The 23,499-nt window shown below is 26.1% G+C and carries 21 protein-coding genes; 18 read left to right on the top strand and 3 right to left on the bottom strand.

The window, feature by feature from the left end:
- Window positions 1–93: 93 nt before the first annotated feature.
- From AAT22_RS13245 to AAT22_RS19460, 10 genes are all read left to right on the top strand, one after another.
- On the top strand, window positions 94–522 hold the full coding sequence (locus AAT22_RS13245) for a DUF3783 domain-containing protein (RefSeq protein WP_016206544.1): 429 nt from the start codon (window positions 94–96) through the stop codon (window positions 520–522).
- Between the two features lie 490 nt (window positions 523–1,012).
- Window positions 1,013–1,162 carry a hypothetical protein gene (locus tag AAT22_RS19160; protein WP_156174332.1) on the top strand — a complete coding sequence of 50 codons (150 nt, stop codon included), beginning with the start codon at window positions 1,013–1,015 and terminating at the stop codon, window positions 1,160–1,162.
- A 258-nt stretch (window positions 1,163–1,420) separates the two neighbouring features.
- Window positions 1,421–2,110 carry a cytochrome c biogenesis protein CcdA gene (locus AAT22_RS13240; RefSeq protein WP_047001571.1) on the top strand — a complete coding sequence of 230 codons (690 nt, stop codon included), beginning with the start codon at window positions 1,421–1,423 and terminating at the stop codon, window positions 2,108–2,110.
- 12 nt (window positions 2,111–2,122) lie between these two features.
- Entirely contained in the window at window positions 2,123–2,680 is a 558-nt protein-coding gene (locus AAT22_RS13235) for a TlpA disulfide reductase family protein (RefSeq protein WP_047001570.1), read from the top strand.
- Between the two features lie 103 nt (window positions 2,681–2,783).
- A complete protein-coding gene (locus AAT22_RS13230; protein WP_047001569.1) occupies window positions 2,784–3,935 on the top strand; it encodes an ATP-binding protein in 1,152 nt (383 codons plus the stop codon).
- 105 nt (window positions 3,936–4,040) lie between these two features.
- Complete coding sequence (locus AAT22_RS13225; protein WP_047001568.1) at window positions 4,041–4,619, top strand: hypothetical protein; 579 nt, start codon at window positions 4,041–4,043, stop codon at window positions 4,617–4,619.
- Between the two features lie 193 nt (window positions 4,620–4,812).
- Complete coding sequence (locus AAT22_RS13220) at window positions 4,813–6,351, top strand: sensor histidine kinase (RefSeq protein ID WP_047001567.1); 1,539 nt, start codon at window positions 4,813–4,815, stop codon at window positions 6,349–6,351.
- 2 nt (window positions 6,352–6,353) lie between these two features.
- The gene (locus AAT22_RS13215; RefSeq protein ID WP_047001566.1) at window positions 6,354–7,052 is read left to right on the top strand and encodes a response regulator; all 699 of its coding nucleotides are present in this window, start codon (window positions 6,354–6,356) and stop codon (window positions 7,050–7,052) included.
- Window positions 7,053–7,159: 107 nt separating this feature from the next.
- On the top strand, window positions 7,160–8,581 hold the full coding sequence (locus AAT22_RS13210; protein WP_047001565.1) for a flavocytochrome c: 1,422 nt from the start codon (window positions 7,160–7,162) through the stop codon (window positions 8,579–8,581).
- A 24-nt stretch (window positions 8,582–8,605) separates the two neighbouring features.
- A complete protein-coding gene (locus AAT22_RS19460) occupies window positions 8,606–8,950 on the top strand; it encodes an FMN-binding protein (protein WP_016206535.1) in 345 nt (114 codons plus the stop codon).
- Between the two features lie 68 nt (window positions 8,951–9,018).
- Here the strand turns inward: AAT22_RS19460 and AAT22_RS13200 are convergent, their stop codons facing one another.
- Window positions 9,019–10,752 carry a glycoside hydrolase family 13 protein gene (locus tag AAT22_RS13200; RefSeq protein WP_047001564.1) on the bottom strand — a complete coding sequence of 578 codons (1,734 nt, stop codon included), beginning with the start codon at window positions 10,750–10,752 and terminating at the stop codon, window positions 9,019–9,021.
- Window positions 10,753–10,872: 120 nt separating this feature from the next.
- Between AAT22_RS13200 and AAT22_RS13195 the strand changes: the two genes are divergently transcribed.
- Both AAT22_RS13195 and AAT22_RS13190 read left to right on the top strand, forming a co-directional pair.
- Complete coding sequence (locus tag AAT22_RS13195) at window positions 10,873–11,556, top strand: helix-turn-helix domain-containing protein (protein WP_016206534.1); 684 nt, start codon at window positions 10,873–10,875, stop codon at window positions 11,554–11,556.
- Window positions 11,557–11,636: 80 nt separating this feature from the next.
- Entirely contained in the window at window positions 11,637–13,415 is a 1,779-nt protein-coding gene (locus AAT22_RS13190) for a M3 family oligoendopeptidase (protein WP_047001563.1), read from the top strand.
- A gap of 136 nt (window positions 13,416–13,551) precedes the next feature.
- Here the strand turns inward: AAT22_RS13190 and AAT22_RS13185 are convergent, their stop codons facing one another.
- Window positions 13,552–14,523, bottom strand: a complete 972-nt coding sequence (locus AAT22_RS13185) for a metallophosphoesterase (protein ID WP_242849827.1) — start codon at window positions 14,521–14,523, stop codon at window positions 13,552–13,554.
- A gap of 477 nt (window positions 14,524–15,000) precedes the next feature.
- On the opposite strand from AAT22_RS13185, the gene AAT22_RS13180 reads away from it, so the two are divergent.
- From AAT22_RS13180 to AAT22_RS13160, 5 genes are all read left to right on the top strand, one after another.
- The gene (locus tag AAT22_RS13180) at window positions 15,001–17,604 is read left to right on the top strand and encodes a 3'-5' exonuclease (protein WP_047001561.1); all 2,604 of its coding nucleotides are present in this window, start codon (window positions 15,001–15,003) and stop codon (window positions 17,602–17,604) included.
- A 96-nt stretch (window positions 17,605–17,700) separates the two neighbouring features.
- Window positions 17,701–18,123 carry a hypothetical protein gene (locus AAT22_RS13175; RefSeq protein WP_047001560.1) on the top strand — a complete coding sequence of 141 codons (423 nt, stop codon included), beginning with the start codon at window positions 17,701–17,703 and terminating at the stop codon, window positions 18,121–18,123.
- A 113-nt stretch (window positions 18,124–18,236) separates the two neighbouring features.
- Window positions 18,237–19,001 carry a threonine/serine exporter family protein gene (locus tag AAT22_RS13170; protein WP_016206530.1) on the top strand — a complete coding sequence of 255 codons (765 nt, stop codon included), beginning with the start codon at window positions 18,237–18,239 and terminating at the stop codon, window positions 18,999–19,001.
- A gap of 2 nt (window positions 19,002–19,003) precedes the next feature.
- Complete coding sequence (locus AAT22_RS13165) at window positions 19,004–19,474, top strand: threonine/serine exporter family protein (RefSeq protein ID WP_047001559.1); 471 nt, start codon at window positions 19,004–19,006, stop codon at window positions 19,472–19,474.
- Between the two features lie 154 nt (window positions 19,475–19,628).
- The gene (locus tag AAT22_RS13160) at window positions 19,629–20,534 is read left to right on the top strand and encodes a ComEC/Rec2 family competence protein (protein ID WP_047001558.1); all 906 of its coding nucleotides are present in this window, start codon (window positions 19,629–19,631) and stop codon (window positions 20,532–20,534) included.
- 60 nt (window positions 20,535–20,594) lie between these two features.
- Here AAT22_RS13160 and AAT22_RS13155 read toward each other — a convergent pair whose 3' ends face one another.
- A complete protein-coding gene (locus AAT22_RS13155) occupies window positions 20,595–21,809 on the bottom strand; it encodes a dicarboxylate/amino acid:cation symporter (protein ID WP_016206527.1) in 1,215 nt (404 codons plus the stop codon).
- 198 nt (window positions 21,810–22,007) lie between these two features.
- On the opposite strand from AAT22_RS13155, the gene AAT22_RS13150 reads away from it, so the two are divergent.
- Window positions 22,008–23,429, top strand: coding sequence for a hypothetical protein (locus tag AAT22_RS13150; RefSeq protein ID WP_242849826.1), 1,422 nt, complete (start codon window positions 22,008–22,010; stop codon window positions 23,427–23,429).
- The last annotated feature ends 70 nt before the right edge of the window (window positions 23,430–23,499 follow it).

The following is a 23,499-nucleotide window of genomic DNA, read 5'->3' as shown; positions in this document are numbered from 1 at the left end:
ATAAAATTATAAGAAAAAATTCAATATTGCTTAATTTTTAGTATTTATATATTATATTAAATATATAATATACTTAATGAAAAGGAGAAGAATATGTCATTTGAAAAATTAGATATGAAAGATACAGAAGTAAGAGATGGAAGAAGCTGTATTATTTTATGTAACTTTAATGCAAAGGAAGTAAAAACAATTAGCAATCTTGCAGGAATGTTTGGAATAAAAGATAAAATAATATTAAATTATAAAAATGGAAATTCAATTGTAAAAGATATATTAGAAAATAATATATTATCTGATTCAGAAGATGGAGTAAAAAATAAAGCAATAATATTTAATAATATTCCAGGTGCAAAGATGGGAACATTTATTGAAAATATTAAGAAGTTTAGAATAAATAATGTATTAAAAGCTACAGTTACAGAAACATCAAGGGAGTGGACCGTTAACTTTTTATTGAAAAATCTAGTGGCGGAAAGAATAGCAATGAAATCAGGAAAAGACTTCAACCATGATGAAGAATAGTAAAAAAATGACAAGCATTTTTCAGTTCACAGTTCACAAGGCACAGTGCACAGTTGTTTTATTTTTTTAGGTAACAGGGAATAAGGGAACAGGTGTCAGGTAAAAGGTAACAGGGAACAAGTTAAATTATAGTCTGCTACGCTTAACTAAATTTTAATGTCCCTCACCAATTATTTTTTACTAATAACTTAATTTATTATTAATTTAAATTCTTAATATAAGTTGGCGAAGGTAAATAGACGGTGAAATAAGCATATAGCGAGAAACTAGAGGTGCTTGGTGAAGGAAGAGCTACTATGCCTTAGTGTTGTTGGTTTGTCTGAGGGCAGCGAGTTTAACCAAAACTCTTGGCATAGTAGTTCTCCGAGCCTAGTACTTCTTTGCGTAGCTATTTAGCTTATGAAACATATCTATTTATCGTAGCCTTTATATTCACAATTTAAATCTATTGTGCATTTTTAATTGTTAATTCAAAAAAGGGGGATTTTAAGTGGGAGTCAAGAGAGAAGTTGAATTAGAAACAATAACAACTAGATTTTTAAATCTTAGAAATTTAGGGTTAGATGAAGAAACCATAATAAAATTACTTGAAATAAATGAAGAGGATTTAGAAGTTATAAAGTTAAATTTAGAAAAATAAGATAAAAAACTTAATAACAGAAGAATTTTTAGAAAATAGATATTATAGGCTATATTAGTTTACAATATCTATTTTTATATTTCACAAATAAAATTAAAGGCGAATAGTCTTGTATAAGAAGAAACTTCAATTCCTAAAGCTACATTTTGATATGAGTTTAACTTTATTGAGAATTTGATGTTTTATAGGTTAAAAAAATAACTTATTCAATAATTCCTAATATTATGATATACTATCCAAAAGAAAAGAGGTGATGTTGTGGACTATTTTATTTCATTTTTAGAAGGTATAATAACTTTTATCTCACCATGCATTTTACCAATGTTGCCTATATATATTTCATATTTTATAGGAGATAATAAGGAAAATGAAGAAAGAACTAATAATAACGCATTAATGAATTCTATAGGATTTGTAATTGGATTTTCAATTATTTTTACATTATTAGGAGCAGTAGCAGGAAGCTTTGGTGTATTTATACAAAAATATATTAAAACTTTTAATGTTATAGCCGGAGCGCTATTAATTATGTTTGGATTAAATTATATTGGGATTTTGAAAATAAATATCTTGCAAAGAAGCTTTAAATTAAAAAATAAAAATAATTTAAATAATCTTAATTTAACAGCATCTATTTTATTTGGAATGATATTTGCAGTAGGATGGACACCTTGTGTAGGCACTTTTCTGGGATCGGCTTTAATGTTAGCTGCAAATAGCCAGGATTCTGTTCGAGGAACCTTTATGTTACTAAGTTATAGTTTAGGGCTTGGAATTCCATTTATAATTTCTGCTATACTAATTGAGACACTAAAGGGAACTTTTAAATTTATTAAGAAAAATTATAAAATTATAAATACAATATCAGGAATACTATTAATCTTAATAGGAATTTTTATGATGACAGGTTACTTAAATAAGTTATTATCATTACTTACTTTTAATTAGGAGGAAAGGAAATTGAATAATACAAAGAAATTAATACTAATAGTAGTATCATTAATTTTATTATTTGTTATTGTAAAGTTTGGGTATGGATATCTTTCGGGAAGATATATGCCTATTGAAAATAACAAAGAAAACAGTAGTGCAGAAAAAAGAAAAGCACCAGACTTTGAAGTATATAATGAAAATGGGGAGGCTATAAAGCTATCAGATTTTAAAGGGAAAAAGCCAGTTGTAGTAAATATATGGGCAAGTTGGTGTGGTCCTTGCAAAGCTGAAATGCCATATTTTCAAGAAGCTATGAAGAAATATGCTGAAGATGTAGAAATACTTATGGTAAACCTTACAGATGGTGAAAGAGAAACTAAGGAAAAAGCAATAAATTACTTGAAAGAAAATAATTTAGATATGAAAATTTTATTCGATGAAAAATTAAGTGCTACTAATGCATATGTAGTTCAATCGATACCAAGAACTATATTTATAGATATAGATGGAAATATAGTAAAGGATAATATAGGTTTGATAGAAGAATCTATTTTAATTAATAATATTAAAAAGCTTATTAATTAAATATAATAAAGAAAGAAGATTGGGCAAAATTTATGTGTCTGATCTTTTATTTTTATAGTACTATATCAGTATATAATAGTTTTATAGATGGGAGGATATTTTAGTGGATAGCAAAAGGTTACTTTCCTTAATAAAAAAGGATGAAGGAGTAAAGCTAGATTTTAAATTAAGGCTATCCTTACAATATGAAAGTAATAAAAAGGAATTAGCAAAAGATATTTCTGCTATTGCAAATTCTAGAGGTGGAAGAGGTTATATAATAATTGGAGTAGAAGATAAAAGTAAAAAAATTATTGGGTTAAAAGATGATGAAATAATAAAAGAAGAACAAGTACAACAAATAGTTTCATCAAGGTGTGAACCACCTATTCCAATATCTGTTGATACAATAAATATAGAAAATAAAAGTATATGTGTAATAACTATTTATTCAGGAGAACAAAAACCATATCAAATAAGAGAAAGTGGAGCTTTTTATATAAGAAGAGGATCTACCACAGATACTATGAGAAAGCAGGAACTAATTGAAGCTTTTGAAGAAAATTTAGATTTCTTTATGGAAACTTCTACAATAGTTAAAAGTGATATTTCATTTTTAGATGAAATTTTGCTTAAACAATATTTTTATAATAAAGGTATAGAATTAAACAATGAAAATAAAAAGTTTCTTTTAGAAAGTTCAAGAATAGCTTATAGAGAAAAAGAAAGTGAAAATATGAATTGTACTTTAGGTGGATTGTTGGTTTTTTCAAATTATAATAGCTTATGGATTCCTCAAAATATGATAAAGATAATAAATAGAATTAATAAAAGTGAAGATGAGGTTACAGTAATTCAAGGTAGTATATTAAATATGATAGATAAATCAGAAAAAGTTCTTTTTAATATTTTACCTAAGGAGTATCCAACTTCTGCAATAATAGAAGGTATAAAAAATGCGGTTTTATATAGGGAGTATTCTAGTATAAATAAGATTATAGAAGTAAATATAGGGTATAAATCTATATCAATAACTAGTCCGGGAGCATTAATTGAAAGGTTAGATAATGGAGTTGGAAGTAGCAAAAGAAATATGTGGATTTATGAAAAGTTGATAACATTAGATAACAACAAAAGATTTTTAAATAATGGAAGAGGCTTTTTAAGGATGAAAGAGGCTTTTTATGGAGTTGGAAAAGTTAAATTAGTAAATTCAATAAAAGATGATAATTTTAAAGTAATTTTACCTGGAGTAAATACTTACAAAAAAGCATAACTATCATAATATAAGGAAGTATACTCTTGAAGTTTTAAAATAAAATATGATATAATAATAATTATTAAATAATAATAAGATTTTTGAAAGTAGGGGAGTTTAATTATGAATAGTAAAGTGGAATTAATATATGAAAATAATGAATATAGTGTAGCCGTAAATGGATCAATTGTAAATAAAGATAAAGATTTAGAAAATGCTTTTGCTCAATTTAAAAGTATTATAAATAATAATAAAAGTGCAGAAGCAAAGGCGTGGGATGAAATAGCAGAAAAATTCCAAGCATTAAATAATAGGAATTTAGATATTAATTATGAATTTAGAACTATGAGTTATGGAAATATGAAATATTTTTATAATATGAGTAAAGTATTTTATATTTCAAATGGGGAAATGGTTCCTCTTATTGGAGGATATGAATTATTTAAATTTACATTAAACGTATTAGGAAATGAAGATATAGATAAAGCAAATGATTTTATAGAATTTTGTAAAAATATAGTAATATCAAAAATTAATTATAGAGTTATAGATACAAGTATTATAGTTTCAAGTGCAAGTTTTAATTATGGCTCAGCAGAATATAACTTTAATAGTAAAAAAATAAATAAGGGAGCTTCTATACTAACTGGAAGTTTTGAAGAATTTAAGAATTATGTTTTAAGTATAATAAAGCCAATGTAAAAGGATGAGAAAATTCTCATCCTTTTTATAATTTAATTCCTTCAGTTTTCCGGTGGACATATGAAAGTTTGCGGTGACGTGGAGCGGTGCAATAAGCAACTTTACATATATCCACTTTTTTATTTGTTACGTTTTATATATTAATGTATAATTATTGTGGCAAAAATAATAATTATAGTATAGAGGTATAAGAATGACTTTAGAAAAGAAAATTTCAAGGCTTACAATTGGTATTTTTATAGCAGTAATACTAATTATAAGTATTTTTTCAATAGCAATTATAAATAATAAAGTATCTGAAGCAATAGGCAAGAGTTTGACTGATACCGCTTTTGTAGTTGCAGCGAATCCTATGATTCAGAAGGAATTAGCAGATGGCGAAGATCCAAGACATTTGAAAGTTCAAAACTTTGCTGAAAGAGTAAGACTAAAAACAGGACTATTATTTATAACAGTAATGAATACAGAAGGTGTAAGATATTCACATCCTATTCCAGATAATATCGGAAGACGGTTTTTAGGTGGCGATGAAAAGTTAGTTTTAAAAGATGGAGAAACATATGTATCAGAAGGCGAGGGGCATTTAGGGAAATCTATAAGAGCATTTGTACCAGTGCATAAAGATGGTGTGCAAGTTGGGGCTGTTGCTGTAGGGATGTTAAAAAGGGACTTGAGAAGCGAGGTTAAAGAGTATATAAAAGGATTAATACCAGTATTTATAGGTGTTTTTATTATAATAATATTTTTAGCAAAAAAGTTAGCTAATAATATAAAAGAAGATATTTATGGATTAGAGCCAGAAGAAATAGCTAATCAATTAAGAGAAAAAGAATCTATAATTAATAATATAGAAGAAGGATTAATAGCAATAAATGACGAAGGTTATGTGACGGTAATAAATAACAAAGCTTTAGAGATACTGAATATAAATTCAAGTAATAAAATAAATTCTAAAATAATAAATCTATTATTTGAAGTTATGTATAGAAGAAGTAGAATATTTAATAAAGAAATAAGGTTAGAAAATAATATAATAATAATGGGAAATTTCTATAGCATCATTGGTGAATATGGTAAGGTTGTAGGAGCAATTGCTAGTTTTCAAGATTTTACAAAGGTTCATAATATGGCAGAGGAGTTAACTGGAGTAAAGGAATTAACGTGGAATTTAAGAGCACAAAATCATGAATTTATGAATAAGTTACATACAATAGCTGGTTTAATACAATTAGATGAGACTGATAAGGCTTTAGAATATATTTTTCACACTACAGGAATTAGAGGAATAGTTACAGATAATTTAAGTAAAATAAAGGAACCATCAATACAAGGGTTGATATTTTCCAAATATAATAAATCAGATGAAATGAAAATAAAGTTTGAAGTTGATGAAAATTCTCATTTAAAGTTTATTCCTAATAATATAAGAGTTCAAGATATATTAACTATTATAGGAAATCTTTTAGAAAATTCTATTGAAGAAGCAAAAATTATAGAAAATGGATACATATATATTGGAATTTTCCAAGATGAAAAGATAAAGATTATAGTAAAAAATAATGGAAGTAAAATTGATGATAATATTAAAGATGAAATATTTGAAAGAGGGTTTAGTACAAAGGGAGATTTAAGAGGCTTTGGTTTATACAATATAAAAAATATAATAGAATCATTAAATGGGACTTTAAAATTAACTTCTGATAAAATTACGACTTGGGAGGTAGAAATATAAAAATGAATAGTATTAAAGTTTTTATAGTTGAAGATGATCCAATGGTAAAAGATATAAATAGAAGATTTTTAAATAAACTTGAAGGCTTTGTAGTTGTAGGAGATGCAAGTAGCATAGAAGAAGCAAAAATTAAAATTGATAAAGAAAAAATAGATTTAATTTTGTTAGATATATTTTTGCCGGATGGAAAAGGTATAGATTTACTAAAATGGATAAGATCTAGAGAGATACAGGTAGATACTATTTTAATTACTGCGGATAAATGTAAATCGTCAGTTGATGAAGCTTTTAAATATGGAGCTGTTGACTATTTAATAAAGCCATTTAAATTTGAAAGATTTAAAGAAGCCTTATCTAATTATAGAAATAGATTTATTGAATTAACAAATTTAGATAATATAAACCAAGATTATATAGATCAATATATATTAAATATTAGTACAAATTGTACAGGTGATGAAATGCAAGAGAAAGAACTAAGTAAGGGTTTAAATCTAAAAACATATGATAAAATAATAAGTTATATGAACCAGAAAAAGGGACAAGATTTAACTGCAGAGGAAATTGCCAAAGGAAGTGGCCTTGCTAGGGTAACTGCTAGAAGGTATTTAGAAAAGATGGCGGAAGAAGGTAAAGTTGAAATAAATCAGGAATATGGAAAAATAGGAAGACCAACTAATTATTATATGCTTAAAAAATAAGAACAAAAAGACCAAAATAAACAATAAGACCATAATATTGATTGTCTATTAATTAACTAATATACTAATACTGTAAATAACTTAAAGATTAAGGGGAGAAATATTAGATGAAAAAGAAAGCTTTAGCATTAGTAATGTCAGCTTTAATTTTAGTTCCATCAATCCTAGTTGGTTGTGGTGGGAAAAAGGAAACTGCTGATATAGTTATAATAGGAGCTGGTGGTGCAGGATTATCTGCAGCTGTACAAGCTAAACAAGATGGAGTAGAAAATGTTGTTCTTTTAGAGAAAATGCCGATGGTTGGAGGAAACACAAATAGAGCAACAGGTGGTTTAAATGCAGCTGAAACTGAACAACAAAAGGCAAAAGGTATAGAAGATTCTATAGAAATTATGTATAAAGATACTATGAAGGGTGGATATGAAAAAAATAATCCAGAATTAGTAGAAAAGCTATCTAATGAGGCAAAGGATTCAGTTGCATGGTTAACTGATTTAGGTGCTGATTTATCAGATGTTGGTAGAATGGCAGGAGCTACAAATTACAGAACTCATAGACCAACAGGGGGAGCAGCTGTAGGAGCTCATTTAGTTGATACATTAAAGATAGCAGCTGAAAAAGAAAAAGTTGATTTAAGATTATGGAACGAAGTAAAGGAAATAGTTTTAGATAAAGATGGCAGTGTTTCAGGAGTAAAGGTCACTAATAAAGAAGGAAAAGAGTACACTATAAATACAAAAGCTGTAGTTATTGCAGCAGGTGGATTCTCAGCTAATCAAGAAATGGTAGTTAGCTATAAAGAGGATTTAAAAGGATTTGCAACAACTAACCACACTGGAGCTACTGGAGATGGAATAGTAATTGGAAAAGGTATTGGAGCTGATTTAGTAGATATGGAAGAAATCCAAACTCATCCAACAGTTGTTCCAGAAAAGGCTGTAATGGTAACTGAAGCTGTAAGAGGTAATGGAGCAATTCTTATCAATAAGGATGCTAAAAGATTTACAAATGAATTATTTACAAGAGACGTGGTTTCAAAGGCTATATTAGAACAAAAGGATGGAATAGCTTATCTTTTCTTTGATGAAGGATTAAGAAAGAGCTTAAAAGCAACTGAAGAATATTTTAATATGGGACTAGTTACAGAAGCTGATTCTGTAGAAGAATTAGCAGAAAAGTTATCAATAGATAAGAATACAATGGTAGAAACAATTAATAAATATAATAAAGCAGCATTAGATAAAAAAGATTCAGAATTTAATAGAGAAGATCTTCCAAGACAATTAAATGAAGGAAAAGTATATGCAATACCTGTAACTCCAGCTGTACACCATACAATGGGTGGATTAAAGATAAATATAAATGCTGAAGTTTTAAATAAAGATGCAAAAGTAATTCCAGGACTATTTGCAGCAGGAGAAGTAACTGGAGGAGTTCATGGTGGAAACAGATTAGGTGGAAATGCATTAGCTGATATAGTTACTTTTGGTAGAACTGCTGGAAAAAATGCAGCAGCATTTATTAAATAGGATTTAATTGTAGGAGGAGTAAAAATGAAAAAAATAACTGCAATATTAAGTACAATAGTATTATCAGCAACTATTTTAGTTGGCTGTGGTAGTGGGAAATATACTGATGGAACTTACACAGGTGAAGGGCAAGGGGCTTCAGGTGCAATAAAAGTAGAGGTTAAGGTTGAAAAGGGAAAGATATTAGAAGTGAATTTAGTTGAACATAATGAAACTAAAACTTTAGTTGATGGTGTTAAGGAAAATTTAGTTCCAGAAATAATCGAAAAGCAAAGCACAGAAGGTGTTGAGGCTATCTCAGGAGCAACAAATTCATCGAAAGGCGTAATAGAAGCTGTTAATAAAGCCTTGGAATCAGCGTCAAAATAAAAGTTATACATTATACTTTTAAAATATAGAAAATAGTTAGATTTTATTAAATAAAATCTAACTATTTTTTATTTAAGTTTGATTATCTTATATTCCATAGGATTAAAGTTTATATTTTCAAGCTTACTTACATTAAAAGAAGACTTATTTATTAAATCAAAACCATTTATATTAAAATTAAGTTTAGTGTGAATTTTTTGTTCATTTCTATTTAAGCATATTAAAATTGATTCATCACATAAATCTCTTTTAAAAATTAGAAGATTATCTTCATAATAGATGGGGGTAAATGCACCATAAACTAAAGATTTATATTCTTTTCTAAGTTTTATTAAGACTTTATAAAAGTCTAGTAAGTCCTTATTTTGTTTAGAATCATCCCAAACCATACATTTTCTGTTAAGAGGATCATCTTCGCCAGTTAAGCCAATTTCATCACCATAATAAATATAGGGTACCCCTATATAAGAAAACTGAAAAACTATAGCAAGCTTCATAGATGAAAAATTTAAGTTACATTCATTAATAAACCTTCTTGTATCATGACTACCTAATAAATTCCACATTTGATTTGATATGCTATTCATATATAACATTCTACTTTCAGATAAAATGCTTAAAAATTCTTTTACATTTATTATTCTTTTAGCAAAGAAATCTACACATGCATTTTTGAAAGTGTAATTCATAATACCATCAAATTCATCACCTTTTAGAAAGGCAAAACCATTATGAAATATTTCACCTATTATAATTGCATCTTTATTTATTGATTTAATTTCTTTTCTAAAATCTTTCCAAAAGCTATGACTAACTTCATCACTTACATCTAATCTCCAACCGTCTATTCCAATCTCATTAATCCAGTATTTACCTACATTGATAAGATAGTTTCTTACTTCTTCATTTAAAATATTCAATTTTGGCATTTTAGATATATTATTTGCAAAAGTATAATAATTAAGGGCTTCTTGGTTAATAGGAAAGCTATCTATAAGATACCAATCTTTATATTTTGATTTTTCTCCATTTTTTATAATATCCTGAAATGCAAAAAAATCGTCTCCTGAATGATTAAATACAGCATCAAATATAACTCTAATCCCTTTTTTATGACATTTATCTATTAGAGACTTGGCTGTTTCTTTATCTCCAAATATTTCATCAATTTTATAATAATCACATGTATTATATTTATGATTAGAAGTAGATTTAAACACTGGAGTAAGATATATTAAGTTTACTCCTAGAGATTCGATATAATCTAATTTATCTATTATTCCTTGTAGATTTCCTCCAAAAATAGATTTGAAAGTTATATTTTCATCTCCCCATTCTGATATAGTCTTAGGGTTACTTTTATTAAATCCTTTAAAAAACCTATCAGGAAAAATTTGATATACTATAGCTTCTTGTAAAATTTTATTCTCATTATAGACATCATCGGCAGATATATAAGGAAAGTGAAATGAGTTTGCATCAATATATTCATAAGTAGATTTTCTAAAACCTCGTTCATCTAAAATATAGCTAACATTATTTTTGTCTATAAGTTCAAATATATATTTGTACCTATTTTTAGCGACTGACAAGTCAGCTTCATAGTATGAATATAATTCTCCTTCAGATATTAGATACATTTCTTTCTTTATAAAAGATTCATCTCCAAATCTATCTTTATAATAAATGTAGCAATTATTCAAATCATTTTTAGCAGTACGTATTCTTACAGTTAAGGTATTTACATTTTTGGCATAAGCATAGGGAATATCTGATATATGATAAACAGCTAACTTATTCATAAATTACTCCTTTTATTGTATATTTTAATAAAATTATATCAAAGTGTATTGATTAAATTTGTAAATTTAAAATATAATATGTATATAATTATTATAAAGTTATAGAATGGAGAGATACTAATGAATGATGGATATGAAAGTTTTGAATCAGATTTCAATATTTTTAGTAATAAGATATCATTTCTAATGGAATCTAGAAATAAAGAAGAAATAATAAAGATAGTTAAAGAAAAGCATAAGTCAGAGATTAGAGATGATGTAGATAAAGAACATAAAAAAGATGATTTAATAATTTGGAATGCTATTTATAGTAGGGAAATTATTAGAAGTGGAATTTCAAAAAAATATCTTCATACAATCTATAATAAATTTTATAGAAAAATTAAAGAAACTAATAACATCAGTAATTTGCAAACTATAGAAATGGAAATGATAAATGAGTATATGGATTTACTTATAAATGATATCGAAATCACTGATAGCTTCACAGCTAATAAACTTTTGCAAGCGGTACATTTAAATATAGAAAATCATACTTCATTAGAAATGATATGTAATAATTTAAATATATCGGTAGGATATGCGTCAACATGTTTTAAGAGATATAAGGGAATATCTATAATGAAGTATTTAAGAGAAATTAAAATTGAAAGAGCTAAAACTTTACTTTTAAGTAGTGAAAAGAGCATACTAGAAATAAGCATATTATTAGGATTTCATGATCAAAGCCATTTTACTAATACATTTAAAAAAGTTGTAGGTATATCGCCATCAGAATTTAGAAATAAAAATTATTCAATATAGGTATAATTAATTGAATTCGATTTAATTTAATAATATAATTTAAAATAAGTATTAAAAATAATATTAAAGGGGGCATAAAAATGTCATTAGAATGGAGTTTAAAAAATATATATCCATCATTTACTTCAAAAGAATTTATTACAGATTTAAAGAAAGTAGATGATGGGATAGAAGAACTTAAAAGGTTCGCTAAATCTACTGATGAAAAATCAAATGATTTAATAAAATTAGAAGAATTAATAAATAAGTTAGAAAATATAAATTTACTTTTAAATAGAGTAGGGTCTTATGCTAATTTAACTTTAAGTACTGATTCAAAGAATCCAGAAGGAAGAAGATATTTAGATGTAATAAATTCTAAATATGGACTTCTAGCAGAGCCATTAACAAAGATATATAAATGGGTAGCAAATATAAAAGATATAGATAGTTTAATAAAATCATCAGATTTATTAAGAAAACATAAGTTTTTCATAAGTGAAATAATAGAAAAAAATAATTATATGCTAAGTGAAAAAGAAGAAGCTATAATTGCTAAAATGAGAAATACTGGTTCAGATGCATGGTTAAATTATAAGGATTATTTAATATCAACACATAAGGTTGATATTAATATTGATAATGAAGATAAAACATTACCATTAACTGTTATTTTAAATATGGCCTATAGTCCAGATACAAATTTAAGAAAAAAAGCATATGAAGCAGAAATTAAGTCATATGAAAAAATTGAAGAAGGAGTTGCAGCAGCATTAAATGGAATTAAGGGAGAAGTTTTAACTACTGCTCAGCTTAAAGGATATAAATCACCTCTTCATATGACTTTAGAGGAATCTAGAATGGATGAAGATATTTTAAATTCAATGCTTACAGCTATAAAAGAGAGCTTGCCTTCATTTAGAAAATATTTAAGAAGAAAAGCGGAAATGTTAGGTCATAAAAATGGATTGCCATTTTATGATTTATATGCACCAGTAATAAACAAAGAAATGAAGTTTTCTTATGAAGAAGGAAAGGCTTTTGTTGAAAAGAACTTTAGAAACTTTAGTGATAATTTAGCTGATTTTGCTATTAATGCATTTAATAATAGTTGGATAGATGTTATGCCTAAAGAAGGCAAAGTTGGTGGTGCTTTTTGTGAAAGCATAAAGACTATAAATGAAAGCAGAATATTACTGAATTATGGAAATAGTTTTAGTGATGTTGTAACCATGGCCCACGAGCTTGGACATGGATTTCATAGTCATTGCTTAAAAAATGAAACTGCTTTAAATTCGGAATATCCAATGACATTAGCTGAAACAGCATCTAATTTCTGTGAGATATTAGTAAAAAGAGGGGCTGTTAAAAGTGCAAGTAAAGAAGAGGCTTTTGCTATTTTAGAAGCAGAAATATCAGACTGTAATCAAGTAATAGTTGATATATATTCAAGATTCTTATTTGAAACTGAAATTTTTGAAAAGAGAAAAGAAAGCTCTCTTTCAGTGGAAGAAATCAATAATGTAATGTTAAAAGCTCAAAAAGAATCCTATGGAGATGGTCTTGATAATAATTTCTTGCATAAATATATGTGGACTTGGAAACCTCATTATTATTATGCAACAGCTAATTTCTATAACTTCCCATATGCATTTGGAAATTTATTTGCAAAGGGGTTATATGCTGAATATTTGAAGAGAGGTGAAAGCTTCTGTAAGGAATATGAGGATTTATTATCTGTTACAGGCAAAGAAAAGGTTGCAGATGTAACAAAAATAATGAATATAGACGTTCATGATGTTAACTTCTGGAGAAATTCTTTAAGGCTTATTGAAGAAGATATAGAAAGATTCATTTCTTTAAGTTACGAAGTAAAATAGATTAAAACTAAAGGGATATTTAAAGTGTTTTTAAATATCCCTTGATTTTAATTTAATATTAAATAGCTATTTAATAAGTGTATAAGATTAATAAATCTATAGTAATTTTATTGGAATTAGTTTTTTTCGGCATATATTAATGTAAGTTCATTTGAACTATTTCACTTCTACTGCCTATTCTTATAGGAGGTCCCCAAGTTCCATACCCAGAAGAAACTACAACATTCAAGTTATCTTTCTTTAAATAACCATAATCAATTTCAAACATTTTATTTGTAACTAAATTTCCAGGAGCAATTTGACCTTTATGAGTATGACCAGAAAGTTGTAAATCAATATTTGCATTTAAGCTTTCATTTATATATTTAGGATTATGATCTATTACAATAAGAGCTTTAGATTTATCAAGATTATGTGTTAAATCTAATAATGAAGCTCTATCATTTTCAGAAAATCTATTTATTGTAATATCATCTCTGCCTATTATGTAGATACTGTCATTTATTAAAATAGATTCATCTCTTAAGACTTTAACAGAATTTTCTTTAAGTATTTTGACTATTTGGGTTTCAGCCTTAGTCATTAAATCATGATTTCCAAGGGTGGCATAAGTACCATATGTAGACTTGATTTTTGAAAATTCTCTTCCCATATTAGTATTTAGAAATGGTTTTATATCACTATCTATAATATCTCCAGCAATTATTACTATATCAGGATTTAAGTCATTAATTTCTTTTACCATATTAGAAAGTTTTTTATTTTTAATTATATTTCCTAAATGTATATCAGATACCATAATTACATTTACTGGTTCTTTAAAAGATGGTTTATCTATCTCTATATCAAAAGAGGTCACATAAGAGTTTTTAGCATTAAAGCTTCCAATTGTAGTTATTATAATAAAAACTAAAGCAATTAATATAGTTTGATAAATATAGTATTTATCAGTTAAATTATTTGATAAGTGTGATTTACTAATTATTATATTTATTATTCCTATAATAGGAAAAGTTAATAAAGTGTACATTAATAATCCCATCCAATATGAACCAATTAAATAAAGAAAGTTAGTTAAATTGGGAGATATAAATTTATTAAGAAACATTGAAATTATGTATGATAAGGCTAAAACCCAAAAAATAATCCAAAATACTAATGGAGAAATTTTGAAAATATAATTAAATCCATTAAGTATTTTTCTACCTATATAATAATTTATTAAAAAATATAGAAGTGAAAATAAAACCAAGATAAGGATATATTTAACCTTCAATTCAATCAACTCCAGTATATAATTTTTAGATTATTATAACATAACAGTATTTTTAAACCAAATTACATAAGTATTATTTCTTAAACTTTATATAATATACATTTATTTTGCTTAAGAAAATAGTAAAAAATGAAATTTTAACTTACTTTCATTATGAGTACAATAGTAATATAATTATTTTAGTAAATATAAGTTAGAAAAATTAATTATACATATTAAAAAAGAGAGATATTTACAACTTATAGATTTGATTAGTAGAGAAAATTATAAGATATGATAAAATAAAGTAAAAAGCCTGGAGGATTAAGTATGACTTTAAATCAAGAACAAGCTTTAGTTGTAAATGAATTAGAAAAAAACATTCTACTTCTTGCTTCGGCAGGTACTGGAAAAACTAATACTTTATCAAGTAGAATTTCAAATATTATAAAAAGTAATAAAGCAAAAGCTTGTGAAATATTATGTATAACCTTTACTAATAAAGCTTGTGCAGAAATGAGAGAGAGAATTGAAAAAGTTGTAGGGGAAGATGCTAAGGACATTACTATAAGAACCTTTCATAGCTTTTGTTATGATTTAATTAAAAGTGATGCTAAGAAAAGAAGTGATATATTTACTGATTTTATTGTCTTTGATGAGGAAGATTGTAGAGAAATAATAAAAGAATGTAATTACTATAATACTTCTGTTTATAAACTACAACAGTTTATAGATATAATTAAAATAGAAAGAGCTAAACTTGATTTATATAGTGATAATGTTTTAGATGATTATAGTAAAACTATAGAAAATATATTTAAATACAATGAAGCTAAGATAAATTCAATTTGTAATGACAAAGGCATTTTAAATAATGAAATGAAGAACTTTTTATTAGAAAAGGGCCATTTTTTGGTTAATTTATATAACTCATTGCTTTATAACAATCATGGGTTAGATTTTGCAGATTTAACATGTAAAGCAAAAGAGATATTAAAAGATGATAAATTAGTTATAAGTTTAAGAAATACATATAAATTTATAAATATAGATGAAGTTCAGGATACAAGTACATTAGAATATTTTATAATTGAAAAGATATTTAAAGGAAATAATATTTTGTTATGTGGAGATATGTTTCAAACCATTTATGGGTGGAGAGGCTCAGAACCAAATAAGATACTAGAATTTTATAAGAAAGAATATAATCCTATTGAAATAGTATTTTTTAAAAATTACAGATCAACTAAGTTTATAACTAATGGAACTTTAAGCTTTTTAAAGAATGCTTTTGAATTACAATATAAATCTTTATACAAAAATGAAATATCCTCCGAAACAAAAGAAAATGGTGAGAAAATAAAATTAAAGATATGCAATAATTTGAGGGAAGAAGCTAGATTTATATTTGAGGAAGTAAAATCATTACAAGAAAAAGGCGAAGATATATCAAAGATTTGTATTTTAAGTAGAGATAATAATTATAATATTAAGTTGAGTAGAGAACTTGGAAATATAATTGGATATGATGGTTCTGATTTTGAATTTATTCTGGTTGATCAATTTAAGTTTTTTAGAAGACAAGAAATAAAAGATATTATAGCTTTTCTAAAGCTTATTGCAAACAGATATGATAATGTAAGCTTAAAAAGAATAGTAAAAAGACTTCCTACAGGAATAGGAGATAAGACATTCCAAATTATTGAATCAAAGGAGTATAAAGAAGTTGGAATTTCATTATGTGATTTTATAGATTTAAATGCAAGAAATTATGGAGAAAAATATTCATTACTAATAAATGAATTTGCACAAGATAATATAATAGTATTTGATGTTGAAAGTACAGGAACAGATGTAACTGAAGATGAAATAGTACAAATAGCAGCTATAAAGATAAATAAACATGGTAAAGTTATTGACAGCTTTAAAAAGTTTATAAAAAATAAAAAAACTGTAGAATCATCATTTAAAGTACATGGATTTAGTGATGAATTTTTAAAAGAAAATGGTGAAGATAAGAAAAAGGTATTAAAAGAGTTCATGGAGTTCTCAAAGGATGCTGTTATAGTAGGGCATAATGTTCAATATGACATAAATATTTTAAGTAGTGAGTTATATAGGAATAACTTAGGAGGTCATAAATTTAAAACTTTTTATGATACTCTAGATATATATAGAAGATTTTATACTAATTTACCTAATTATAAATTAGATACACTTAGTAAAATATTTAAGACAAAAAACAAACCAAGTCATGATGCTATGGATGATATACTAGCAACTAGTGAATTATTAGTAAGAGCTATAAATAAGGATTTAATTCACACATCAATACAGAGAATAAATTATATGTCTAAGCACATAAAAGCATTTTCATATATTAGCAATAAAGTTAATGAATTATTTAAGGAAGCTGAAGTTAAAAGACCTCAAGATATAATAGTTGATATTATAAATAAATTCAATATAAAAACATTATATTCAGGAAGGGATATTGAAGGTGCTAAGGAAGGAAGAGAAAAGATAGAAAGACTTAGAGATTTTTATGTCCTTGTGAGAGATTTAGATGATAATAAAAAAAGCAATAAAGATTTTTTATTAGATATAATTAAATTGACAGGTCTTTCAAATGGAGATCTTGAGAATTTGATTATAAATAGAACTAATAAAAAAAGAATTCCAATAATAACAGTACATCAATCAAAAGGGCTTGAATTTGATAGTGTATTTATAGTAGGACTTCAAGAAAATACATTTCCATCTTATATGTCCATTAAATCTAACAACTTAGAAGAAGAAAAAAGAACCTTTTATGTTGCATTAACTAGAGCAAGAGAAAATTTATATTTATTGTCTAATTTACATGATGAATATAATAGAAAAAATGAAGTAAGTAGATTCTTAGGATATATAGATATAGACTATATATCTTGATAATAATTATTAAAAGATAGAAATTTTCACTTCTATATAGTATAATAAATAATATTATATAGAAACATATGTATTAAATATTGCGAGGTATGAGAAATGAAATACAATTTAAATGTGTACCAGTTAGGACAACTATTAGATGTTATTGCAAAGAATTACGATCTTGAATTACTATCTAAAATAAAATTAAGTGGTGGCTGGATGACCATGACAGGAGAGGTATCAATTGTATCGGTTCCTGCAAATAAACTAGTCTTAAAAGGAAATAATATAATAACATTAAAAATACAAGATAGCGGATGTCAAGGAAGCTTAATAAAAATTACAGGAACAAAAGAGAATAAATTTGATATAGATATATCAGCAACTAAATATAAAGAGATAAAATCAACTGGAATTAATTTGAATAAAGTAAAAATAAATGAAAATGAATGTAAGCTTAGAATAGATGAAGATATGATTTTTACAATAAGAAAAGCATCAGTTGAAAATATATTAAATATAATAAACAGTATATAAATTTTTGAGGAAAAACTATTTAGTTTTTCCTCTTTTTAATAAAAAATCTATATAGACATGCTATTGTGAGAATTGTATAATATATAAAGTTGAATATAGAAGAGGTAAAAATAATGGATATAAATAGTATACTTCAAGTTTCAGCTTATGCAGGGAAGATAATGCTTGAAAGTGGAGCAGAGGCGTATAGAGTTGAGGAAACAATGAATAGAATATGCAAGTCTTTTGGAATAGAAGTAGCAGATAGTTATGCGACACCAACTGTAATTGTAGCATCGGTATCTCATGAAGGCGAAATAAAATCATTAGTGGTCAGAATTTCTAACAGATCAGTGGATTTGCAAAAAATTCATAAGGTTAACGATTTAGCAAGGAATATAGTAAAAGATAAATATAATGTGAAAGAGTTAAAGAATAAATTAAATGAAATAGAAAAAGAAAAAAGGTATTCAAATAAAGTGACAATAACTTTTTCAGCAATTGGTGCATTTGGATTTGTTTTTTTATTTGGAGGATCTATAAAAGATGCTATAGCAGCATTTTTTATAGGAATAGTAGTTAAATATTTCTCTATAAAAGGTGAGAATATGGGGCTAAATTCATTTTTCATTAGTAGTATTTGTGCTGGGATTTTAGCCTTCTTAGCAATTATATCTATAAAAGTTGGACTAGCATTTGATATAGATAAGGTAATAATAGGTTCGATAATGCTTTTAGTACCAGGGCTGGCAATTACCAATGCAATAAGAGATACAGTTGCTGGTGATTTAGTATCTGGACTTGCAAGAGGAGCAGAAGCATTTTTAACAGCTATAGCGGTTGCTATTGGAACTGGAGTAGTTTTAAGTTTCTGGATTGGAACATTTGGGGGGATATAAATATGATAATTGAAATCTTATCTGCTTTTATAGCATCATTTGCTTTTGGAATAGTATTTAATATTAAAGGTAAAAATCTATTTTTTTCAGCCTTATGTGGTGCTTTAGGGTGGTTTATATATAAATTTTCTTTAAGGCTGGGAGTTTCTGATACAACATCTTTATTCCTTGCAGCTGTTGGTCTTAGTATATATTCAGAAGTTTTTGCAAGGATATTAAAAACTCCAGTAACGACTTTTGTAATAGCAGCATTAATACCATTAGTTCCAGGTGGAGGAATGTATTATACAATGGTTGAAGCAATTACAGGGGATGTTATGAAGTCACTAGAAACAGGAATAAAAACTTTAGCTTCAGCAGGTGCTTTAGCCCTTGGAATTATATTAGTATCAACAGTAACTAAAACTTTAATAAAGTATAAACTTAACAAAGATCTAAAAAAACAAAATAAACTTAAATCATTAAATAGCTAGAAGGAATAAAATTATAAAATAATCAAATAATATTATCATAGTCAGAAGTTTTATTTATAATTTGACTATGACTATGGGGCGTTGCAGGACAAAATGTAACGCCTTTTGACATTTTTCAAATCTCAGCATATAATATGTATTAAAATAAGAATGTATGTTTGCAGGAGGTAAGATTTTGACAAAGCAAAAAGTAAATAAAAAATCGAAGTTTATAAGTATAGTTATCTTAGCCATATTTACAATAATATCAACATATTTTGGTAAGGATATTTTAGACTTAAATACAGAAAAAATAAATGGAAATATAGAAATCTCTTATCTGGATGTTGGACAAGGAGATGCTGTTTACATTAGAGTAAATGACTTTGATATATTAATAGATGCAGGACCTAAAAGTGATGTAGATAAATTAATGAAGCAACTTGAAGAAAAAAATATAGATGATTTTGAAATAGTTATTGCTACTCATCCACATGAGGATCATATTGGAGGAATGACAAAGATATTTGAAGAGTATCATATTAAAAGCTTTTATATGCCAAAAGTAACTAGTACTACAAAAACTTTTGAAAATATGATAAATGCAGTTAAGAAAGAAGGATTAAAAATTAATGTTATAAAAGAGGGGACAAGTTTTGATTTAGGAAAAGGAGCAAGGATAGATGTCTATTCTCCAATTAATGAGAGTTATGAAGAACTTAATGATTATTCCCCAATAATGAAATTAACCTTTGGAAACTCAACATTCATGTTTACAGGAGATGCTGAAGCTTATTCAGAAAAACAAGTTATATCTAAATATAAAGATAACTTAAAAGCTGATGTGTTAAAATTTGGACATCATGGCTCAAGTACATCCTCAAGTAAAGAATTTATAAAAGCAATTGCTCCAAAATACGGAGTAATTAGTTGTGGTGTGGATAATAAGTATGGGCATCCACATAAGGAAACCTTACAGACTATAGATGCTTATGGGATAGAAACGTATAGAACAGATATAAACGGCGAAATAATAGTTATATCTGATGGCAATAATATTAGTATAAAAAATAAAAAGTAACAAAAAAAGTAGAACTTTATCATAATGATTGTAAAATCTAATATGATAAAGTTCTACTTTTTACTTTACAACACTAACATCATTTAAGTCTTTATCTAAAGCTTCAGATTTATTTTTATTAGAATTTAATATCTTATCCATTAATATGGCTATAGCACCATCTCCTGTAACATTAGTAGCAGTTCCGAAACTATCTTGAGCGGCATGAAGAGCAATCATTAAAGGTTTTTCTAGTGAGCCAAAGCCAAGCATAGATTCCAATATTCCAAGAGCTGCCATAACCCCTCCCCCAGGAACGCCAGGAGCAGCAACCATAGTAATTCCAAGCATAAATATAAATGGAAGTATTAATGAAAATGTTGGAGTTCTTCCTGTCATATACATAACAGCCATAGATGTTAGTACAAGGGTTATTGTGTCTCCAGCTAAATGTATAGTTGCAGCAAGAGGAATTACAAAATCAGTTACTTCTTCACTAACGGAATTATTATTAACACACTGAACTGTAACAGGAATAGTAGCAGAAGATGATTGAGTACCAACAGCTGTTAAATATGCAGGTAACATATTTTTAAGCAATTTAATTGGATTTTCATTTTTTACACTACCAGCAACTAAATATTGAATTAAAAGATATATTCCTTGAACAGAAAATAGTATTATGTACACTAATGCAAAGCTTTTTAAAGTAGTAAATATTTCACCATTAAAGCTAAGTTTTGCAAAAATAGCACCAATATATATAGGTACTATTGGAATAAGTACACTAGATATAATTTTAGAAACTATAATACTGAACTCATCAAATATGCTAGAAATAATACTATTTTTAAGTTTTGATAAACTTACGCCCATAATAAAAGAAAATACTAAGGCAGACATTACAGACATTATAGGAGGTATATCAATAGTAAAAAAAGAAGATATATTACTACTTGAACTTATATTTAAAGTATTTACTTTTAATAATTTAGGTAAGAAAAAGGAACCTACTGAAAATGCTAAAAACCCAGCAGCAAGAGTAGAGATATAAGCAAGGATAGTAGTTAACAATAAAGCCTTTCCAGATTTATTTCCAAGAGAAGCTATTCCAGGTACTATAAACCCAATCATAATAAGTGGAATTACAAAAGATAAAAAGCTTCCAAAGAGTTCACTAAATGTCCCAAGTAGCCTTATTGGAGTATCAATATTTAGATATTTAAAGAATATTCCGATGCTTATTCCAACTATCAAGGAAATAAAGATTTTTAATATAAGAGATGTATTTTTCATTATAAAGCCCCCTCAATTTGTGTATTTGCATAAAATACACCTGTATTTAAATTAAGTACATAATACAGCCTGTACAATAATAAGTCAAGAAAAATATTTATTAAAGCATTTAAGTGAATTAATAAATATAAATAGGATAACATAAATAAATATAATATATTTATTTGAATAGTAAGAAGATATCGGAAGGAGAGTAGTATGAGATTATTAAATATTCTAAAAAAATCTTCAAAATATGAAAAAAAATTAGATGAAGCTATAGGAATATTAAATGATATATTTAAAGCTATACAAGAATATAGCGAAAATGAAGATTTACTTGAAAGCTATCATCATTTAAGAAAGGATATTTATAATATAAATTTAGCAAGATTAGAACTTGAAAATTCATTACTTAGAAATAAATTAAGCAAAAATGATGATTATGAAGAATTATGTTATGAAAATAAATATAAATTATCTACAGTAAAAAATGAGATGGAAATATCAATTTTAGAAGCTCTATCGGCAACTAGTTTACTAATAGAAAATTATAAGAAGTTATATAGATGTTGTGATAAATTAACTAAGAAAAAATTAATGGAAGGCTATGATAATTGCCTGAAATACTTGAATAAGGCAAAAACTCTTTTATTAGATAAAGATTCGGTAAATAAATATATATTTGATAGAGAAGTAAAATTACAAGAAAAAATAGAAAATAATTTAAGAAATGAATATAACATTAAAGTTGACAATAGTATTAATTCCTTAATAGAAAAATTAGATAAATGTAATAATGGATTATTGTTAGATTTAACTGAAATAATAACTATGGTTGGAGAGAGAAAAATTGAAGATGTTTATATAATTTTGAAAAAACTTAATAAGAGAATAGAATTTATAGATATATTGATAAGTGTATTAAAAAATAATAACTCTATAGAAAATAAAAATGAGATCATAGATGATTTAATCTTAATAGAAAATAAAAATAATGAAAATAAATTTAATATAGATTTAGTAAGGTATGATTCTAAAGTGATTTTAATGGATTTTCAACTTAATAAGTCAATAAATCCAGAAGATTTAAAGAAAACAGTAGACAAAGTTAAAAGAAATTGTGAAAATATAAAAGAAGGATTAAATAATGTAAATATAAAACTAAGAGAAAATTATCGTATAGACAAATATGTAGATTTAGATGAAAAAAATAGCAACAATAAACTTTTTAATATAGATATTTATATAAGATACTATTATTATGATAAAGAAGATATTGAAAGAGAATGGGATAATTACGAGGAAATTTTAGAAGGTATTGATAAAATGCAAATATTCGAACAAGATGGATATTGTTTTAAATATACTAAAAGTGGTATGATTTTAGCAAGCAAAACTCAAGAAGATGTTAAAATAGAGTTTGCATGTGATTACAAATATATAAAAATAAATGGGAAAAAGAAATATATAAATTTAAATAAACGGTTTGAAGTAGATAATTTAACTAATCATACAAGAGTAACTACAATTATCGAAGAAATACATGATTACATAATGTGTGTCTTTTATATAAGTAATTTAAATTCTGAGGAATTTATAAATGAATTGGAGAAAATCAAAAGTTCACAGAAAAAGTGAAAAGTAATAGTTAAGGACTTTTGTCTTTTAAAACTTAAGTTATAAATTACGAAGCAATTTATATAGTTCA

The sequence above is a fragment of the Clostridium sp. C8 genome (assembly GCF_001010885.1).
Lineage (GTDB): Bacteria > Bacillota > Clostridia > Clostridiales > Clostridiaceae > Clostridium > Clostridium sartagoforme.
Note: the sequence above shows the minus strand (reverse complement) of the source record. Positions and strands in the feature narration are given on the sequence as shown.